A 16,799-nucleotide genomic window follows, 5' to 3' on the forward strand; every position below is an offset into this window, starting at 1 on the left:
CCGACCAATTGAGCACCATATGCTGATCAAAGCGTGAATAACTCGAGGAAAAACAACAAAATCTTTGCCCAACCAGCGGATTCTGCTGTCTAATCAATCCACGCAGCCCCCAAATTATGCCCCGGCGACTTTCATCTTTCAGGAGTTGCGATCCATTTGAGACCGAATGCCAAGCGAATTTGTAACGGATGATAGTATGACTGGCAAAAACGTTGAACAGGACGCTGAAGATAACAAGCCAAATCTGGAACAAGCTGACCTATCGTCAGTCCTGGAAGACTTACACACATCACATAATGGCTTGGACTCGATTGACGCGAAGACACGTCTGGACACGTTTGGGCGCAACGCGTTGGCGGAAAAGCAGGTCAGCAACCTTCAGCGGTTGTTCAAATACCTCTGGGGTCCGATCCCGTGGATGATAGAAATCGCTGCGATCCTGTCCGCCCTGATTGGGCATTGGTCCGACTTCTGCATCATCTTTGTTTTGCTTGTTTACAACGCCGTCTCAGGGTTTTGGCAAGAGCGGAAGGCTTCCGACGCATTGGCCGCGCTGAAAGCCGGGATGGCACCCAAAGCAATGGCCAAACGCGATGGAAAGTTCACTCAAATCGATGCCGCTGAAATTGTCCCTGGCGATATTGTGCGTGTAAAGCTGGGTGACGTTGTGCCTGCCGACGTGCGGTTCACCGACGGTGAATATGTCAGTATCGATCAGGCGGCGCTGACCGGAGAATCTCTTCCCGTCACCAAAACGGTCGGAGATGTCGGGTACTCGGGCAGTATTGCCAAGAAAGGCGAGATGACCGCCGTTGTGATCGCAACCGGTGACAACACGTTCTTTGGCCGCACCGCCAGTCTTGTCGCCGGTGCAGGCGCAAGCGCGTCGCATTCCCAAAAGGCCGTCACGCATATCGGCGACTTCCTTATTATTCTATCGCTGATCCTTGCCTTCATACTGGTCGGCGCAGAGCTCTATCGCGATATAGTTGTAGATCATTCATGGCAATGGGCCGCTGCGGCGGACATCCTGCGCACGGTTTTGGCCCTGCTGATCGCTTCCATACCGGTTGCCATGCCGACTGTCATGACCGTCACCAACGCTTTGGGCGCCATGAATCTGTCCAAGAAAAAAGCAATCGTGTCTCGGCTGGAGGCTATCGAAGAGTTGGCGGGTGTCGATGTTCTGTGTTCGGACAAGACAGGGACGCTGACGAAAAACCAGCTAAGCCTGGGTGATCCGGTATTATTTGCGGCGAAAGACCCGCACGAACTGGTTTTGGCGGGCTCATTGGCCTCCCATTTCGATGGGGATGATCCGATTGATGCCGCCGTTGTCGCCGGTCTCGCAAACCGTGATGATCTGTCGCCTTACACTCAATCGAACTTTACACCCTTTGACCCTGTCTCCAAGCGAACCCAGGCTCTTATCACGGATGATCAAGGGCGCGAAACCTGTTACACAAAGGGTGCGCCTCAGGTCATTCTGGACCTGAGCGATGTAGATGAGACATCAAAGACAGAGGCACAGAAATCAGTCGATGATCTGGCATCCAAGGGCATGCGCGCACTTGGTGTTGCGCGGTCTGAGGACGAGGGGAAAACCTGGCAGTTTCTGGGTATTCTATCGCTTTACGATCCCCCGCGCGACGATTCAAAAGAGACCATTCAACGCGCGATGGCCCATGGCCTGCACGTCAAGATGGTAACCGGGGACGATGTTGCCATCGGAAACGAGATTGCCGGTCAGCTTGGAATGGGTGCGCATCTTCAAGCCGCATCAGACCTGTTCAAAGACGGAATGGATCTGAGCCATCTGCCAGAGTCTGTGACCGCTTGCGTCGAAAAGGCCGATGGGTTCGCAAGGGTGTTCCCGGAACACAAATACGCCATTGTCAAAGCGCTTCAGGACCGTGGTCATGTTGTTGCGATGACCGGCGATGGTGTGAATGACGCCCCTGCCCTTAAACAGGCGGATTGTGGCGTGGCCGTAAGTGGCGCGACCGATGCGGCCCGGGCAGCAGCCGCGTTGATCCTGACAGCCCCTGGCCTATCGACGATCATTGATGCCATCGAGCAGGCCCGCCAGATTTTTGAGCGTATCGTCAACTATATCGTTTACCGCGTCGCAATGACCCTGGACATCATGTGCGTAGTGGTTTTTGCGACGGTGTTTTTTGGATTTTCGCCGCTGACCCCGATCATGATCATCATGCTCGCGCTGCTTGACGATGTTCCGATCATGACCATCGCCTATGACAATACGAACCTGCCCAAAGCGCCAGTTCGATGGGATATGCGGCGTATTCTGTTCGGGGCGAGCCTGATGGGCGTCCTGTCGGTGGTGCAGACCTTTGGGCTGCTTTTGATCGGTATGGAGTGGATCAACAATCAAAACCTGCAGGCGTGGATTCCTCTGACACAGGCGCAACTTCAGACCGTTTTGTTCCTGCAACTTGCAGCAGGCGGCCATTTGCTTTTGCTTGTCATTCGATCTCGTGGCGCTGTCTTCGCGCGCCCCTGGCCAGCACCGCCGCTGTTTATCGCGGTGACCGGCACACAGATACTTGCGGTCCTGCTGTGCGGCCTTGGCATTTTTGTCGACCAAATTCCATGGACGATTATCCTTATGGTCTGGGCCTACATGCTTGTTTGGATGGTCATTCTGGATCAGGTGAAGCTAGCGATGTACCGCAGGTTGCAACGCTCTCACGGCCATCTTCAGCCTCGAACGACCTAATGGTCAGGATGCCCGGATTTATTGAAACCAGACGTTAATCCAATTGTGCCGTTCCGTATCGACAAAGATCGCGCAAGGGGCATACGGAACATACCGGCGAGGTTGGACGGCAAAGCCTTTGGCCGAGCATCTTCACAAGCTGGTGGTGGTCATCGAAATCTCGGGCCTGCCAATCGTGGGGCAATAGCGGTACCAACGTTTCATAAACCTCGATTGCACCATCCTGCGGCCTGACCAGGCCAAGACGCTGAAAAACTCGCAAATTGTGCGTATCAACCACAAGGGCGCGCCTTCTGAGTGTGCTGAAGTTCAAGACGGTTGCGGCAGTCTTGCGGCCAACTCCCGGCAAACGCTCCAACCAGCAAAGCCCGGAGCTCACCGAAAGTTCGGCGAGAAAATCGAGTGTCAGCGTGCTTTGACTAGCTGTAACCGCCTGAAGCGCCGCCTTGAGCCTCGGTGCTTTGAGTTCGGAAAACGTGACGTCAGCGATAATAGTCCGGATTTCGGTAACAGATGCGTCGCGAAGGTCCTCCCAACCCGAAAATCGCCGTGCGAGGCGGAGGAATGCGGCGGATGAAACATCTCCACGTGTTCTGCCGCCTACCAACCCCATGACCAGTTGAGAGACTGGGTCCAACATCAGATATGGGCCAGGTTGACCAAAGCAGTGGAACAGCCGTCTGTGGATCGTCATCAACTGGTCCGAGCGATTGTCCGGCATCAAAGGCAACTGCATGGAGGTCAGTATAGATGTGAAAAGAACAAAAAGCGAACATTAACGCCTGCCCAAACCTGACACCGACCTCCGCGTGGCGGCAAACAGGACTACAGGGCAAGGTACCCGATCAAAGGAATGGCAACTAGACTGAACGCGAAAGTGGCGATCAGCAGTGCCGAGGCCGCAGCTGCGTCGCAGCCATAGCGGGCGGCAATGACAGTGGCCAATGCACCCGATGGCATCGCGGCTTCGACAATCAGGATATCCCGTTGAACATCCGGCAGTCCCAGAACATAGGCAAACCCGGCAGCCACCAATGGCTCAAGGATCAGCTTCAGCAGGCAGACCAGAACCAGCAAACCTGCCATGTCCCGAAGCGCGACGGGCTTCAACATCAGGCCAATGGTAAAGGCCACCAGAACCGTCAAAGATGCGCTGGCAATCTCAAGAAAGCCGTTCAGCAGAACCATAACTTTGCTCTGTTGCGGCAGCTCTAATGCCGAGGCCAGAACGCCCAGTACAAAAGCGATGAAAATGGGCGATCGAACGAACGTCTTGACCGCGTCGGTCACGTTTGGCCCGCCCGTGGTGCCGCCTCCGAAATAGCTGGCAATCGCAACGCCAATGGTGAACAGGGGAAGTACAACGCCCACCTCTCCCATGACGACCAAAAGGCTCATGATTTCGGGGTTCTCCCCGTAGATGCCCTGAACCAATGAATATCCGAGTGTCGAGGTACTGCCGACCCCCGACACCAAAATGACCGAGCCCAGCACGGGTGGCGCAAGCTGCATCCAACGCCCGATAAGCCACGCGACGACCATCACAACCGCAATCGCGACAAACAGCACAAACGCGAGTTCGAAACTCTGCAGCCGGAACGGCTCGCGGCTTAGGTTTGCAAAAATAAGGGCGGGTAGTGCGAAATCAGTTACAAGGCGTGCAAAAACTCCTTGTTCGTGGTCTTGGATGACCCCTTTTTGCCGAAACCAGATCGCCGCACCCACCAGCGCCAGCATGACAACAAAGGAATCGAATAAACTTTCGAACTGCACCTATTGCCCAACTCCGTGTCGATAAACGCCTGCGCTCAGGGCGTTTTCGTTTGCGGTTGGGCAACTATAGCGCAGTAACCGGCATCCACCAAAACAAAGGGGCAGCGATGGTACGGCGCTTGGATGTTTCATCTTCTTCGCGCCCTGCCACCGCAAACCGTAGGGTCAAAGAAAACGCTTCTGCATTGCTTGCAGATCGGGATCTGCACACTGTCAAAGTGTCCCCGATTTAGGACACAATCATATGATCCCGAACGGCCCGCGCCAAAACATCCACTGTATCTATGACCGGAATCGAAGCACTCAGCGAGGATGTGGTCAACGAAAACTCGGAACAGGCGACAATAAGCTGCGCAGCGCCTTTGCCTTCCAACTCTGACGCCGCATCGGACAGGATTTTGGCGGCACGATCCGTTGGACCATTCGCTTTGATGTCCCGAATGGCAGATAATAACAGGTCCATCTGCTCAGGCCATGCGGGTGTCAGGCCATGCTGCTTCAGCGCTTTGTCGAACACGCCGCCAATCTGAACAGCTGGTGAAGCAAGGAAACCAATGCGCGCGCCCGTTTCTGCGGATTGAGCAACACGTGCCACAGATAACGCGATCATATCCAGAAACGGCACCGTCAAATGGTCAACGATTTCAGGCAGATAGTGATGCGCCGTATTGCAAGGCATGGCCAGCGCCGTCGCGCCTGCCTGCTCCAGCCGATTGGCCATTTCGATCAGAACCGGCGCGGGTGAAGGGCCGGTCCCTTCGATCAGATGCGCAATGCGCGAAGGGACCTGTGGGTTCATGTCAATCAGCAACGGCAAATGATCCGCGTCATCCTGTGCATCCACAATCTGCAATAGCCGTTTTTGCAGCAAAATGGTCGCCTCTGGCCCCATGCCACCCAAAATGCCAACCACTTTGCGGGTCATGTCAGAGTTCGACCCAGCGATCATCATTGTGAAAGGCAAAATCATAGCCGAACAGACCGACGGAACCTCCGGTATGCAAGAATACCACCCGCTCGCCCGCGAATGTTCCTTTGCGTGCAAGATCAATCAGCCCGGCTGCACCCTTTGCAGAATATACCGGATCGAGAAGAATACCCTCCAACTCGGCAAACATGCGGATCGCTTCCAGCCCGCTATCCGTCGGCAGGCCGTAACCGTCGCCGACATAGTCTGTATTGGCCATCACGTCTTCTGGTTTGACGACACCTGCGCATCCCAGTTTGTCCGCAATTCTACAGGCCAGATCATACACCATCTGTTCTTGCTTGGGCTGCGGCGCACGCGTTCCAATTCCCAAAACCGGGATGCCACTGTTCATGGCGCACAACCCGGTCACCAAACCCGCCTGCGTCCCGGAAGACCCGGTGGCATGAACAACCCGGTCGATCACAAGGCCCTTTTCATTGGCCTGCCCCACAAGTTCCATCGCACAGTTTACATAGCCCATCGCCCCGGTCGGGTTTGAGCCACCACCCGGAATGACATAGACCTTGTGCCCCTTGCCCCGCATTGCCTCGGCCGCCCGCTCCATCTCGGCGACCATGTCATGACCGCCGGGGAATTTCTGGGTCGTGGCACCATGCAAGTGATCTAATAGGACATTGCCGTTTTCGTTGTAATTGGCGTTGTTATAGCCGGTGCGATCTTCCAACAGGATATGGCACCCGAGGCCCAGTTTTGCAGCAAAAGCCGCCGTCTGGCGCGCATGGTTTGATTGGGTCGCCCCTTGTGTCATGACCATATCCGCGCCCTGCTCGAGCGCTTCGCCCATCAGGAACTCCAGCTTGCGGGTTTTGTTCCCGCCGGTCGACATGCCGGTACAATCGTCACGCTTGATCCATATTTCGACACCCAATTCTGCCGACAGACGCTCTAACCGTTCCAGAGGTGTCGGCAAATGGGCAAGGTGAACACGGGGAAAGCGGGACAAATGCATTCTGGGTCCTGTCGGTTTGTTTCGCGGGCAGATCACGCCGCATCATGCCCCTCGGCCGAGTTGCGCCATGCGAGCTGTGATGGGTTTGTCTAGGCCGATACTCAGCGCTGCGAACAGGATCATGTCAACCCGGATGGGACATATTGGGATATCAGACGCTGAACTACTTGCGCTGGTCCGGGCGTTTGAACCACAACAGGCGGATAACTTCTGCTATTTTTGTTACCCTGATCGCGTAGTGAACCCCCCACAGATCAAAAGCCCGCCGCGTACTCAGATCAGGGTTTTGTAAGAATCTCACCAAAGTCTTGAACGACGGGATGAGTTTTTGAATCGGAGGAATGTAGTTAACAAACCCGCGCCTGGCATTGCGTCGTAGCCGCGCCCCTTCGATCCGGCGCGCCTTAAGCAGATGCTCGTGCAGAGTGCGCGCGGGATGTCCGACTTTGGCTTTCTCAGCAAAGAGAATGGGCTCGCCCGCCTCGGTCGCGCGATCATTCCACTCCATGTCACCACCTGAAAAGACAGTGTCGTTGAAGGGACCGATGCGATCAATAAGACTGCGGCGCACAATCAGATTGGCCGTCACCGCCCGCCCTTTCGGAATCCATTTCTCTTGCTCAAGACCCCAGAGAGAATCGTACAGTTCCGGCGCAGTCCAATCATCGCCCGCCGGGAACAGCACAACATCTCCGCCAAACCGGCCAACCTCGGGGTTGTCTTTGGCGATCTTCAACCCGTTTTCCAAGTAATCCGGATCTGGGCGGCAATCAGCATCCGTGAAAAACAACAGATCCGCCTGCGCCTTGGCGATGCCGCGATTGCGCGCGGCATATGAGCCCGGCTTGGCCTCGGTCAAAATCCTGGCATTCGCTGGCAAACGGAAGGAAGCGGGTACGGGGTCATTCGGGTCGTTGTTGACTGCAATAACTTCGAACAAGCCCGGGTCGATTGTCTGAACAGCCAAACAATCCAAGCAGTTCTGCAAGTCGTCCCAGCTTTGGTAGGTTGGAATGATGACGGATGCTTCCATTCTGGTTCTACTTGCTCCGAAAGTAATTAAGGGTCCGATCACTCAATCCTGTTCGCCAGAACCAGCCGAAGACGTCACGGCATTCGAATACTGATGATCATACAGATTGCGGAACGGCCCATCGCGGTCCAGCAGCTCATGGGCGCTTCCTTGTTCAGCAATCTCACCGAACTCGACAACGACGATCTTGTCAGCATGCAGGATAGTCGACAGCCGGTGCGCCACAATGATGGTCGTGCGTCCTTTGGTCAGGCGGTGCAATGCCTCCTGAACCTGATGTTCCGATTTGGAATCCAGCGCGCTGGTCGGTTCGTCCAGCAGAAGAATTGGACTATCCCGCAGCAAGGCCCGCGCGATGGCAAGGCGCTGTTTCTGGCCACCAGACAGGAAAGCACCGTTTTCACCAACCAAAGTATCAAAGCCATCATCCAGCCTCATGATGAAGTCATAAGCATTCGCGGCCTTGGCGGCTTCGATGACCTCTTCGCGCGTGGCGTCTTCGCGGCCCATACGGATGTTCTCGGCAATCGACGCAGAGAACAGGAAGGTTTCTTGCCCGACAAAAGACATTGCTTTGCGCAAGGTCTCGAACGACGCGTATCTGATATCCTGTCCGTCAATCAGAACGCTGCCGCTTTGCGGGTCATAAAGGCGCAAAGCGAGATTCAGAATGGTCGATTTACCGCTGCCTGACAGACCAACAAGAGCCGTGGTTTGCCCCGCTTGGAATGTCAGCGACAGGTTCTTTAGAATGGGATCCGTCTCGCTATAACCAAACGTGACATCGTCAAACCGGACCTCTCCGGGGCCTTCGGGCAAGGCCTTTGCGTCCGCCTCCTCGATCAGCGTTTCCGGCTGGTCAAGCAAGTCGAACATCATCTTCACACGCCGCAATCCGATCTCAAGATTGACACGAATGCGGGACAGGCGCTTTGCGGGCTCATAGGCCATCATCAGTGCAGTAACAAAGGACAACAACTCACCCGGAGTGGACCCTCTGGACCCAAAGATGTTCGCGGCACTCAGCCCGATGACCGCTGCAATTGCAAACCCGGCCAATATGTCCATCAGTGGGCTGGTTGCTGCCTTAAGGCGCGCCAGCTTATTCCGACGTTTTTCGACATTCTTGACGGACTTGTACATTTGTTCCGCCATACGCTGATCCAACCCGAACGATTTGATAACGCGGATTCCGGCCGATGTTTCCTGGATAACCTTCATGATCGCGCCCAGCGATTGCATCTCCATATCCGCGATATCCCGAACCCGGCGCAGCAGCGCACGAACCCCGAGAATTGCCAAAGGACCTATCACCAGAGTGAACAGGGACAGGATCGGCTGCTGATAGAACATGACGGCAAGCAGGCCGATCAAGGTAAGCGTGTCCCGGACCGCTGTTGTGACAATTGACTCGATCACGCTGCGGGCCGCCTGTGCGGATTGGGTCACCCGCGTCAGAAGTTGTGAGCTTTCAGTAAGGTTAAAGAAAGACACGCCTTGCCGGAGCAGCTTGTCGTACAGCTTGATCTGCTGCAGCGCGACGATCCGATTGCCTGCCCGGGTCAACGCGACCACCTGAACATAAGTCGCCACACCTTTTATGAAGAAGATCGTAAAGACGGCAACCGAAACACCCCAGACCTTCGAGGCATTGTCGGGCTCGAACAGCGAATCCACGACGTCGCGCATGATCCAGGCGATTGACGCGGTTGTCGCAGCCACAAACACCATCGCACAGATGGCGATGATGTATGGCACCGATTGCGAGCGTACATTTTCACTAACCAGCCGCCACAACAACGACTCGTTCTTTTTGTCCAAAAACTTCAGCTTCATGTTTCGCAAAACGAAGACCTGCCATTACTGGAGCCGTGCGTCAGGGTTAACGGCTCCTTAAGAGTTTCAGGCGACTTTGACCTCACGGTTATCCGGAATGCAACCTTATCCCGGCGTATGCCCAACCCTCGCCCGCCGATTGGCACGAAGGCCTCATATGGTCATAGGTTCACCCGTTGCAAGGCCTATTGCTTGCCAAACGATCAGTTAAAATTGTATCAGCTTGCCATGAATCGTCGGACCACTCCTCTCCGAATTACAGTTGCAACCTTAACCCGGCGGCGGCCAGAGATGCTGGACGCGCTTGTCGAAAGCTGGGGCAAGATGCTGATCCCGGAAAACACCGTGCTTCGGTGTCTGGTTGTCGAGAATGATTCAATCCCCCACAGTCAAACGGTCATTGAGGCTTGGGGGGCAAAGTTGCCTAATGGCGTCCCTCTCGACTATGTCCTTGAAACCGAACCCGGGATCCCCTTTGGCCGCAATCGCGCCGCGCGCGAGGCGATTGCCGATTCAGCGGACCTGCTGTGTTTTGTAGATGACGACGAAGTTGTCGCCAGGGATTGGCTTGAAAAGCTAGTTGACGGTTACCGTAACAGTTCGGCTGTTCTGCTGGGGGCTCCGCTCAGGGCCGCTCAACCCTCAGGGTCCGAGACTCCCTTGCAGCGTCTGATGCTGCACAACATCACCAATCGATATTTAGGTAAGGAGAAAGCCGCCGCAAGACGCGCCACGCTGAATGAAACCGGTGGCGTGACGATTGTGACCAATAACTGGCTGGGCGAGACGCGGCTGTTCACCGAACACGGTATCTGGTTTGACGAAAAAATGCGGATGACAGGCGGAACCGACGCGAAATTCTACGCGGAAACCGTTGCGGCTGGCCTGCCGGTTGGTTGGGTCGAAGATGCGTTTGTTTACGAAACTATTCCGCCGGACAGGCTGTCCTTTTGGTATCAGGTCGCGCGCGGGCGCGACCAGTCGAATACGCATCTACGCCGCAAGCTCAGCGCGTCACCACTGAAAGCCGCGCTTGGATTTCTGGGCGCGCCGTTTCGTCTGATCGCATTGTTGGGCGCAGTGGTTCTTTTGCCCTTTCAACCGAACCAAAGGTATATCCAGATCGCCCGCCTGATGGGATGGCTGGTCGGCGTGTTGGGGATCCTTGTGGGGTACAAGTCGGCTTTGTACAAGAAAGTCACCGGCCACTGATTGCACACAGCGCCTTTGCGCTGTGCCGCCATTTTATCGCAAGTTGGCTTAGACGGTTCCGCCCAAGCTGCCTTCCAGCTCAACCATCTCCTGACCACCGGCCATAAGATCCTGAAGCTCTTCCGGAGTGATCTCACCCCGTTTGGCGGTGCCCAGGGTCTTGCCTCGGTTCAACACCGTAAACCTGTCGCCGACCGCCAAAGCGTGACGCACGTTGTGCGTAATGAACACTACTCCAATGCCCTGTTTCCGCACTTTGTCGATGGTCGCCAGAACGTTCGCCGTTTGGCGCACGCCCAGGGCTGATGTAGGCTCGTCCAAAATCAGAACTTTGGCCCCGAAATGTACCGCCCGGGCGATTGCCACAGTCTGACGCTCACCACCTGACAGCGTGCCCACGGCCTGATCGGGCCCGCGCAGATTGATACCCATCTTGCGCATTTCTTCCATGGTCACCTGATTGGCGTATTCATGGTCGAAGAAATTCAAAGGCCCAACTTTGCGCAACGGCTCATTGCCCATGAAGAAATTGCGGCTGACCGACATCAGCGGGATCATGGCAAGATGCTGGTGCACCGTCGCAATGCCAGCGGCGATCGCGTCGCGTGGATCCTCAAAATGCATCGGCTTGCCTTCGAAAAGAATCTCTCCTTTTGTTGGCTTGTGCACGCCTGACATGGTCTTGATAAAGGTCGACTTGCCCGCACCATTGTCACCCAGCAGGCAATGGCACTCACCCGGGTAGACATTCACGGATACCCCGGCCAGCGCGATAACCGCGCCAAAGTGCTTTTCGATGTCCTTCATCTCGATGATCGGGGTGCTTGCAGCCGGATCACCATGGTGGAACTTGGTATCTTCGGTCATATCAACGCTCTCCGGTAATCATGCGGCGGATATAGGTGTTCAGCACCACGGCAAAGAGCAGGATCAGCCCCAGGAACACCCGGAACAAAGAGCTTTCGACCCCGGCAAAGAACAAACCCTGCTGGACGACGCCAAAGATCAGCGCCCCAAGCGCAGCCCCCAGAACCGAGCCATAGCCTCCGGTCAGCAACGCTCCGCCAATAACAACCGCGATGATGGCCTCAAATTCCTTCAGCAAACCACGATCCGCGCCGGCCGAGCCGAATTCCATCACCTGACAGGTGGCAAAGATGCAGGCACAGAAGGCGGTAAACATGAACATCTTAATCTTGACACTGCTGACCGGAACACCCGAGTTCCGTGCGGCTTCAGCGTCACCGCCCGAGGCGAAGATCCAGTTGCCGAACTTGGTCTTGGTCAGAAGGATATGGCCAAAGATCACCAATCCAATGGCCCAGACAATCAACATCGGAATGCCGTCAACCACGGGCTGTCCCTGACGGGTTCCACGTTCGAAGGTTTCAATGATACCGGCATCACCCAACCATTGGAAAACGCCTGTCATGATCTTTCCGCCAAAGATCGGCGCCAGCCAGTCACCCTCTGCTGCGTCTTTGACGCCGCCAATGATAGTCTTACGCTCGATCGTTTGCGGCAGGTAGATCGTGAAACCACGCAAAATGAACAGCGAGGCCAGCGTCACGATAAAACTGGGCAGTCCGGTTTTGATCACGATGAACCCGTTGATCGCCCCGATGGCGATGCACAGCACAAAGGTGATCAGGATTGCCATCCATACCGGCCAGTTCAGTGTGACCGAAAATATTGCGATCATCATGCCCGCAAATCCAATCATCGAACCGACGGACAGGTCGAACTCCCCTGCGATCATCAACAGGCATGCGCCTACAGCGATAATCATGAACTGAGCAGAGACCTGGCTCCAATTGAGTACGCCCTGCGATGTGAACATGCCCGAATCCGAAGCAAACAGCAGAAACATGGCAAACACGATAATGGTGCCGACGATACCCCCCAATTCGGGGCGGATCAGGGCCTCGCGAAAACGGGAACGCTGTTTGATGCGTTCGTCAACCGTCGCGGCTTGTTGGGAAGTTCCGGACATGATCAATCCTCATGTTGTCCTGGAATGGATACAAAGAGGGCGGCCAGATTGCTCTGCGCCGCCCAATTTCATGTAATCAGCGATACTCGCCTGCGTATTTTTCAACCAGGGTCAGACCGTCTGCGGTGACGAAACCCGGACCCGAGTTGATGTTGTTGCCCGGCAGAACGCCGTAGCGGTGGTAGTTGGTCAGGACAACAACCGGCAGATAGGCCTGCAGGAACGGTTGCTGGTCGATGCCCCAGTTGATCACACCGCCCTTGATACCTTTGACGATTTCTTCGCCCAGATCGAACGTGCCGAAATAGATATCGCCGGCCATGCCGTTTTCATCCAGCGCCAACAGAGTCGGGTCTGCCGATGTCGGGCCAAGCGTCAGGATCGCGTCGGTTTCCGGGTTAGCCGACAGATAGGCCAGAACCTTGTTCTTGATTTCAGCCGGGTCCTGCCCGCTGTCGATCATCTGATTGCCCAGATCAATACCCAGACCATCCGCGAAGCCTTGGCAACGCTCAGTCGAAGACGGGCTCGAGATATAGTGGTTCACGCACAGGAACGACCCGACGCCATCGCCTTTGGCCCGCTGCCCCGCCGCGAAGCCCGCGTCATATTCAGGCTGGCCGACATACATCAGCGCACCGACCTCGCGCGCCTGATCCGGCGTGCCCGAGTTCATGATGATAACGTCAATTCCGCTGTCGACAGCCGCTTTGATGGGGCCAGACAGCACATCGTAGTCCGACAAAGTTGTGATGATACCGTCAGGACCAGCGGCTGCAGCCTGCTCGATGATGCGGGCCATATCGGCCAGGTCACCCGTCGGCGGGTTGCGGTATTCAACCTCAACACCCATTTGGTCACCGGCCAGCGCGATACCGTTCTTGATCGTGTTCCACCAGCTGTCGCTATCCGGCGCGTGGCTGACCAGAACGTATTTCTCACCTTCGGCGATCGCGGCACCCGCTGCGATCAGCGGAGCGGCGGCAACGGTTGCGGCCAGAGCCAGTTTCTTCATCAGTGATGACATAATTTCCTCCCAGATTTCACCAATTCGTGGCGATGAAGCGATTCAAAGCCGCTCCTCCGACTCAATTTAAAGCACATCTTGCCTTTTCTTGCAACCGGTTGCAAAATGACTGCATCGGCCCGCTGCTGCGCCATTGGGCGAAACGTTCTAAAAGGAGCGACGGAAACGGCGTACGCCGAAAAGGGGACATGAAAACGATGGCCGTTACATTGAAAGACGTTGCAGAACGCGCCGGGGTATCTCGGTCTGCTGTTTCGCGCACGTTCACCGATGGTGCCTCGGTTTCGGACAAAATGCGGCGCAAAGTGGAAAAGGCCGCGCGCGAGCTTGGGTACAGCCCGAATGCTCTGGCCTCATCGTTGACCACCGGGCGGACAAAACTGATCGGTCTGATCTCGAACAACTTTCACAACCCGATCTTTCTGGAGGTGTTCGATCTGTTCACACGTGGCTTGCAGAATTGCGGATTGCGCCCCCTGCTTGTGAACCTGACGGATGAAACAGATCCCGCCAACTCGGTCCGCATGCTGCGGCAATATTCGGTGGATGGCGTCGTTGTGGCATCCTCGACCCTGCCGCCCGGATTTGCCAAGGCGTTTCGGGACGCGCAGATGCCGGTTGTTCATTCCTTCGGCCGCTACTCCTCGGCCCCGCAAGTGCATGTGGTGGGCATCGACAACGTGGAATGCGGGCGCATGGCCGCGCGCGAGTTGCTGCGCCGAGGATATGACCATGTCGCCTTTATGGGCGGACCAGAGGCGGCGACATCCACCCAAGACCGGTTCAAGGGATTCATGTCCGAGCTTGAGGCGTATCCAAGCGTCCACGTGACACACTCTTTCGCCGCGGCCTATTCTTTTGACGCAGGCCGCATTGAAATGTTGCGCCTTCTCGCCGATGGCCCTGCACAGGCCTATTTCTGCGGGGACGACGTGCTGTCGATCGGAGCGTTGTCGGCGATTGAGGATAGCGGGTACTCCTGCCCCGAGGACATCGGCATCATCGGGCTGAACGACATGGAAATGGCACGGTGGGAAAGCATCAACCTGACCACCATACATCAGCCGATCCGTCAGATCGTCAACTCGTCCATCGAGCTTACGGTCGCCATGCTGAACGACCCTGATCGTTACCCCGAAGCCCGCATATTCCCTTGTTCCGTGGTGGACCGGGGCACTTTGCGCCCCGTTTCAAATTAACGGAACATCGGTGGGCGCGCGTCCGTCCAGGCCCCCTCGCCTTTTGCAGACTCCACTGCCGCATGAACAGCGGCCATCGACCGCACACCATCCTCGGCCCCCGGCAACCCGTCGCGCGTTTCACCCCGGATGGCGTCAGCCAGGTCGCAGTAGATATTCGCCACGGCCAGAGGGAACCCTTCGGGATGAGCGACTGCAACGCGTGACAGTCGCTGAGCCTCTTCGTGAATGCCACCCTCACCCTTTTCGATGATCTGAGTGCGCCCCCCGACCGGAGTGTAGATCAATTGGTTCGGCTGCTCGGACATCCAGCGCAACCCGCCGGTTTCACCAAAGATCTGAATGTCGAACCCGTGCTGCCGACCGATGGCCACCGAAGACGTCCAAAGGCGACCAACGGTTCCGCCTGCCATGCGGAAATTCACCATGGCGTCGTCCTCCAACTCGCGACTGGGAATGGTCGAGGCGAAATCAGCCGACAGTGATTTGACATGGTCGTCACATACAAAACTGGCCATATGCAGTGCGTGAATACCGCAATCGGCAAATTGCCCAGATACGCCAGCCATAGCCGGATCATAACGCCAGCGGACGCGCGGGTTGTCTGCATCCGTTGCGTCACCATGGTGGCCGTGGCTGAAATTGGTAACGACCAACCGGACCTTCCCGATCTCACCTTCGCGCACCATCGCGCGGGCCAGACGTATCATCGGGTAGGCTGAATAACAGTAGTTCACTGCGCAAATCCTGCCAGAGGCTTCGGCGACCCGCACGATCTCTTCGCCCTCTTCCACGGTCATGGTCATGGGTTTTTCGCACAGCACATTGAACCCGGCTTCGAGAAATGCCTTGGTAATCTCGAAATGTGTCGAATTTGGCGTGGCAATGGTCACCAGGTCGACCCGATCAGGGCGCGCCGTTTCGGCCTGCAGCATTTCGCGCCAGTCACCATAGGCGCGATCAGCGGAAACACCCAATTCCTGGGCAAACGCACGGCCCTGTTCCGGGCGGTGATCCAGCGCTGCCGCCGCAAATTCGAACAAACCGTCCGCCTGAGCCCCTAAGCGATGGGCAGGCCCGATCTGGCTGCCTTCACCACCGCCGATCATACCCCATTTCAGCTTTGCCATTGCCTGCTCTCCCTAGTTGAAGCCAATGGATTCAAGATATTCGCGATTGCCCCGGGCATCCCCGACAGGATCGGGGTCAAGTGTCGGATCACAATCCTGCTCAACGGTACACCAGCCCTTGAAACCTACATCCAGCAATACCTGCCGCACCGCCGGGAAATCGACGTCGCCATCACCCAGATTGCAAAAGATGCCCTGCCCGCACGCATCATAGAAACCGGTTCGATTATCAATGACGTCAGCCTTGATCTTCGGGTCTATGTCTTTGAAGTGCATATAGGAAATACGGCTTGCGTATCGCTGCATGAACACCACAGGATCAAACCCGGCATAGGAATGATGCCCGGTATCAAAGCAGATCTTCAGGATTGCTTCGTCTACTTCATCCAGCAGCCGCTCCAGCTCGGGCTCGAAATCCATAAATCCCGCCGCGTGGGCGTGAATCCCAACGGTCAGGCCATATTCTTCGGCGCCTATCCGGGCCGATTCCGCTATCCGATCCCGATAAGCCGCCCATTCAGCCCGATCCATCTGTTCCGCCTCAGACGCCCGCCCGGCAGTTGGCGCTCGGCGCTGGGATATTGAATCAATCAGCACCAGATGCTCTGCTCCATGCGCCTTCAGCGCCCGCGCCGTGCGATGCGTGGCATCCAGCACGTCGTCCCATGCGTCCGGGTCGTGATACGGGCGAAACACAACACCTCCGATCAGTTCCAGATCGTTCTCGGCCAGCGCATCCGCCAACACAGCCGGGTCTTCGGGCATGAAACCAACAGGCCCCAATTCAATCCCTTTGTACCCGGCCTCGGCACATTCCCGCAGCACAGTTTGCCAGCCCGGATTTCGCGGATCATTTGCAAACTCCACGCCCCAGGAACAGGGCGCATTGCCAATTCTGATTGCCATTTTATTGCTA

14 protein-coding genes are annotated in these 16,799 nt (G+C 56.2%); 3 read left to right on the forward strand and 11 right to left on the reverse strand.

The window, feature by feature from the left end; genetic code table 11:
- Nucleotides 1-196 precede the first annotated feature (196 nt).
- Nucleotides 197-2,740: a plasma-membrane proton-efflux P-type ATPase gene (locus ACP0GE_RS07940; protein WP_424831438.1), complete on the forward strand. Its 2,544-nt coding sequence runs from the start codon at nt 197-199 to the stop codon at nt 2,738-2,740.
- A gap of 34 nt (nt 2,741-2,774) precedes the next feature.
- Here ACP0GE_RS07940 and ACP0GE_RS07945 read toward each other — a convergent pair whose 3' ends face one another.
- The 6 genes from ACP0GE_RS07945 to ACP0GE_RS07970 form a co-directional block, all read right to left on the reverse strand.
- The gene (locus tag ACP0GE_RS07945; RefSeq protein ID WP_424831439.1) at nt 2,775-3,461 is read right to left on the reverse strand and encodes an endonuclease III domain-containing protein; all 687 of its coding nucleotides are present in this window, start codon (nt 3,459-3,461) and stop codon (nt 2,775-2,777) included.
- 104 nt (nt 3,462-3,565) lie between these two features.
- Nucleotides 3,566-4,513, reverse strand: coding sequence for an AEC family transporter (locus ACP0GE_RS07950; RefSeq protein ID WP_424831440.1), 948 nt, complete (start codon nt 4,511-4,513; stop codon nt 3,566-3,568).
- A gap of 229 nt (nt 4,514-4,742) precedes the next feature.
- Nucleotides 4,743-5,438 carry an aspartate/glutamate racemase family protein gene (locus tag ACP0GE_RS07955; protein ID WP_424831441.1) on the reverse strand — a complete coding sequence of 232 codons (696 nt, stop codon included), beginning with the start codon at nt 5,436-5,438 and terminating at the stop codon, nt 4,743-4,745.
- A 1-nt stretch (nt 5,439) separates the two neighbouring features.
- On the reverse strand, nt 5,440-6,453 hold the full coding sequence (locus ACP0GE_RS07960) for a D-cysteine desulfhydrase (protein ID WP_424831442.1): 1,014 nt from the start codon (nt 6,451-6,453) through the stop codon (nt 5,440-5,442).
- Between the two features lie 163 nt (nt 6,454-6,616).
- Entirely contained in the window at nt 6,617-7,486 is an 870-nt protein-coding gene (locus tag ACP0GE_RS07965) for a glycosyltransferase family 2 protein (protein ID WP_424831443.1), read from the reverse strand.
- 42 nt (nt 7,487-7,528) lie between these two features.
- Nucleotides 7,529-9,322 carry an ABC transporter ATP-binding protein gene (locus tag ACP0GE_RS07970; RefSeq protein ID WP_424831444.1) on the reverse strand — a complete coding sequence of 598 codons (1,794 nt, stop codon included), beginning with the start codon at nt 9,320-9,322 and terminating at the stop codon, nt 7,529-7,531.
- 228 nt (nt 9,323-9,550) lie between these two features.
- On the opposite strand from ACP0GE_RS07970, the gene ACP0GE_RS07975 reads away from it, so the two are divergent.
- Nucleotides 9,551-10,534: a glycosyltransferase family 2 protein gene (locus ACP0GE_RS07975; RefSeq protein ID WP_424831445.1), complete on the forward strand. Its 984-nt coding sequence runs from the start codon at nt 9,551-9,553 to the stop codon at nt 10,532-10,534.
- 48 nt (nt 10,535-10,582) lie between these two features.
- Here the strand turns inward: ACP0GE_RS07975 and ACP0GE_RS07980 are convergent, their stop codons facing one another.
- The 3 genes from ACP0GE_RS07980 to ACP0GE_RS07990 form a co-directional block, all read right to left on the reverse strand.
- Nucleotides 10,583-11,401 carry an ATP-binding cassette domain-containing protein gene (locus ACP0GE_RS07980; protein ID WP_424831446.1) on the reverse strand — a complete coding sequence of 273 codons (819 nt, stop codon included), beginning with the start codon at nt 11,399-11,401 and terminating at the stop codon, nt 10,583-10,585.
- A gap of 1 nt (nt 11,402) precedes the next feature.
- Nucleotides 11,403-12,527 (reverse strand): ABC transporter permease, encoded by a 1,125-nt coding sequence (locus tag ACP0GE_RS07985; RefSeq protein ID WP_424831447.1) that lies wholly within the window; start codon nt 12,525-12,527, stop codon nt 11,403-11,405.
- A 76-nt stretch (nt 12,528-12,603) separates the two neighbouring features.
- Nucleotides 12,604-13,554 carry a sugar ABC transporter substrate-binding protein gene (locus ACP0GE_RS07990; protein WP_424831448.1) on the reverse strand — a complete coding sequence of 317 codons (951 nt, stop codon included), beginning with the start codon at nt 13,552-13,554 and terminating at the stop codon, nt 12,604-12,606.
- Nucleotides 13,555-13,751: 197 nt separating this feature from the next.
- Between ACP0GE_RS07990 and ACP0GE_RS07995 the strand changes: the two genes are divergently transcribed.
- The gene (locus tag ACP0GE_RS07995; protein ID WP_424831449.1) at nt 13,752-14,753 is read left to right on the forward strand and encodes a LacI family DNA-binding transcriptional regulator; all 1,002 of its coding nucleotides are present in this window, start codon (nt 13,752-13,754) and stop codon (nt 14,751-14,753) included.
- On the opposite strand, the gene ACP0GE_RS08000 is transcribed toward ACP0GE_RS07995, so the two are convergent.
- Both ACP0GE_RS08000 and ACP0GE_RS08005 read right to left on the reverse strand, forming a co-directional pair.
- Nucleotides 14,750-15,883 (reverse strand): Gfo/Idh/MocA family protein, encoded by a 1,134-nt coding sequence (locus ACP0GE_RS08000; protein WP_424831450.1) that lies wholly within the window; start codon nt 15,881-15,883, stop codon nt 14,750-14,752. The genes ACP0GE_RS07995 and ACP0GE_RS08000 overlap by 4 nt on opposite strands.
- A gap of 12 nt (nt 15,884-15,895) precedes the next feature.
- Nucleotides 15,896-16,789: a TIM barrel protein gene (locus tag ACP0GE_RS08005; protein WP_424831451.1), complete on the reverse strand. Its 894-nt coding sequence runs from the start codon at nt 16,787-16,789 to the stop codon at nt 15,896-15,898.
- Between the last annotated feature and the right edge of the window lie 10 nt (nt 16,790-16,799).

It is taken from the genome of Ruegeria sp. (genome assembly GCF_965243365.1).
Lineage (GTDB): Bacteria > Pseudomonadota > Alphaproteobacteria > Rhodobacterales > Rhodobacteraceae > Ruegeria.